The organism is Streptomyces sp. NPDC001933 (genome assembly GCF_042890955.1).
GTDB lineage: Bacteria > Actinomycetota > Actinomycetes > Streptomycetales > Streptomycetaceae > Streptomyces.
In genome coordinates this window covers 1-2,663 of the sequence record NZ_JBIASS010000106.1, presented here as the reverse complement: position 1 = coordinate 2,663, position 2,663 = coordinate 1, and the positions used below count along the sequence as shown (strand labels likewise).

Below are 2,663 nucleotides of genomic sequence, written 5' to 3'. Positions count from 1 at the left end.
TTAGTGGTCAACGTCGGAAGTCCTTCGGGGGTTGACGCAGAGTGGGACCTACGCGGGGCCTTGACCACATCTCAACGCCCACGGACAGACTGGGCGCCTACCGGGTAGGGGTGTACGAGAAACCGGGCTCGGGATTGGGGGCCGGATCGGGCAGCGTGATACCCCGGCGGAAGGGTGCGTGACCCGCGAGCGTGACAGCGTTCAATCGCGTAGATATACACGGTTCATGCTGAGCCGAGCAGGCTTGCCCCGCTTGCCACGTCAGTGGCGCTGTCCGGTGTGACGAGATGTGCCATCGTCGCGTCGACCTCCAGGCCAAGCCACTGCGGCAGGCTGGTGCCGAGCAGGTCCGCGTAGCCCTCGTAGTCGTCGCCGGCCCGGAAGATGGGCGACTCGCCAGTGTCGTCGCACCAGTCGCTGACAAGTACGACCCACTCGCCATGGTCGGAGGCGATCTGAATCAGTGAGCGGGCGACGGTAGGGTCGAGCATCACGCTGTCACCGATCTCAAAATTCTGCCAGGTGGTAGCCCTGGCGCGTAGGCCCTCTGCGGCGTCGTCGAACCACTCCTGGTATCCGTAGTCCAAGGACTCATGGACCGGGCGAATCGAGTTGTCCACCCCTGCCACCGACAGCCGGTACTCGGGGCCGTAGTCATGACCGTCGAGATAAGCGGATGGGGCGAATATCTTCGGGCTCACCAGCGTGTCGAACAGTGTGCGCCATTGCGGGCTTCGCGCCCGTAGCTCCCAAAATCCGATCAGCGAGGGTGGGAGCGGGGCGGCGAGGCGCAGCTGCAACCTGGTCAGCAGCGTCGTAAAGTCCGCCGACGGCGCGTTGGGCTCCATGCTTGCCTGTAGTGCCGGTTCCGCCAGCGCCAGGAGTGCCCTGAACGGTTGTACTTGCACATCCGCAAACCAAGAGGCTTCGTCGAAAGCCTGTTCCAGGCCCGAGGCGTCCACGGCTCGGAGCCATCGACAGACCCGGTCGGTCACCTCACCGAACGTCGGCTCCGGTGCACGCCGGCCATGATCTCGCGTCAGAGCCTCGAAACTAACGTCAGCCACCCGTGCACCCTATGGCAAGTCGGCTCCGGAAATCCTTCGGGGTTGATATCGGAGCCGGTGCCGTGGGTGGCTTCTCTCAGATGTCGGGGAGGGTGAGGTAGAGGGCGAAGCCGCAGGTGCCGGCGGATCCTCAGCGGTTCAGACGCATCAGCTTGTTTGCTTTCGCCGTCGGCCAGTTCGCCGCCGGCATAGGCGAACTGGCCGCGGCAGCGGACGTCCAGGCCGGCGAGCTGCCGCCAGGCGGCCCAGGCCGCGCGGGCAGCTTCTGGGCAGGGGAGGTCTTGGCCGACTCCGGCACGGTGGGCAAGGGGTCATCCTGTCCGGCCGCCCGCGTCAGGCGGTGCGGCAGGCTCCAGCCAGTAAGATCCACTTCTGCTGATCGGCCTGCCTGCCTTGCCCGTTGCCACCGCCCGCCCGATATCGCTGACTGCCTCGCAGAGGCACCGGCTGAAGAAGATGGCCTACGGGCACAGGACTCCCCACCAGGCCCGGATCCGAGCGCACGTCGTGCTCCACGCGGCACGGGGCCGTTCCAACGCGTGCATCGCCCGCGAGACGGGCCTGCATGTGGACACCGTGCGGACCTGGCGAGGCCGCTTCGCCTACGAGGGCATGCCCGGGCTGGCTGACCGTCGGCGCCCCGGCCGGCCACCCTCGTTCACCGCCCTGCAGACCGCCCAGGTCAAGGCCCTGGCCTGCCAACTACCCGCCGAGACCGGCACGCCGCTGGCCCGCTGGTCGTGCCCGGAACTGGCCCGCGAGGCCACGGCACGAGGCATCGCCCCGGCCTTGTCGGACTCCACCGTGCGCCGCTGGCTGGCCCGGGACGCGCTCAAGCCCTGGCAGCACCGCTCCTGGATCTTCATCCACGACCCCGATTTCGGACCCAAGGCCGCCCGTGTACTGGATCTGTACGCGCGCACCTGGCAGGGCGAACCGCTCGGACCGGACGAGTACGTCATCAGCGCCGACGAGAAGACCTCCATCCAGGCCCGCTGCCGCTGCCACCCCACCCTGGCCCCCGGACAGGCCCGGGCGATGCGGATCAACCACACCTACGGCCGCGGCGGTGCCCTGGCCTACCTGGCCGCCTACGACGTCCACCACGCGAGGGTGCTCAGCCGCACCGAGCCCAGAACCGGCATCGACCCGTTCATGAACCTGGTCACCCAGGTCATGAACCAAGAGCCGTACGCCAGCGCCAAAAGGGTGTTCTGGATCGTCGACAACGGCTCCTCCCACCGCGGGCAGAAGGCCGCCGACCGCTTGACCAGTGCATTCCCGAACGCGCTCATGGTCCACACCCCGGTCCACGCCTCCTGGCTCAACCAGGTGGAAATCTACTTCTCCGTCGTGCAGCGCAAGGTCGTCTCGCCCAACGACTTCACCGACCTGGCCCAGGTCAGGGACCGGCTCCGAGCCTTCGAAGACCGCTACAACGCCACAGCACAGCCATACCAGTGGAAGTTCACCACCTCCGACCTGGACGACCTGCTGGCCAGGCTCGACCGACACACCGCCGATCACCAGGAAGAATCCTCCGCGCAGCCAACCACATGATCAACCCCCGAAGGACTTCCGACGTTGACCACTTAG

Annotated in this window: 2 protein-coding genes; one reads left to right on the top strand and one right to left on the bottom strand. The window is 67.0% G+C overall.

The genetic code is table 11. From position 1 onward, the window contains the following. Positions 1-224: 224 nt before the first annotated feature. Positions 225-995, bottom strand: a complete 771-nt coding sequence (locus ACFYY7_RS45560; RefSeq protein WP_388595220.1) for a hypothetical protein — start codon at positions 993-995, stop codon at positions 225-227. A 465-nt stretch (positions 996-1,460) separates the two neighbouring features. Here ACFYY7_RS45560 and ACFYY7_RS45555 point away from each other — a divergent pair, with 465 nt between their 5' ends. Then, positions 1,461-2,627: an IS630 family transposase gene (locus ACFYY7_RS45555; protein ID WP_388672338.1), complete on the top strand. Its 1,167-nt coding sequence runs from the start codon at positions 1,461-1,463 to the stop codon at positions 2,625-2,627. The last annotated feature ends 36 nt before the right edge of the window (positions 2,628-2,663 follow it).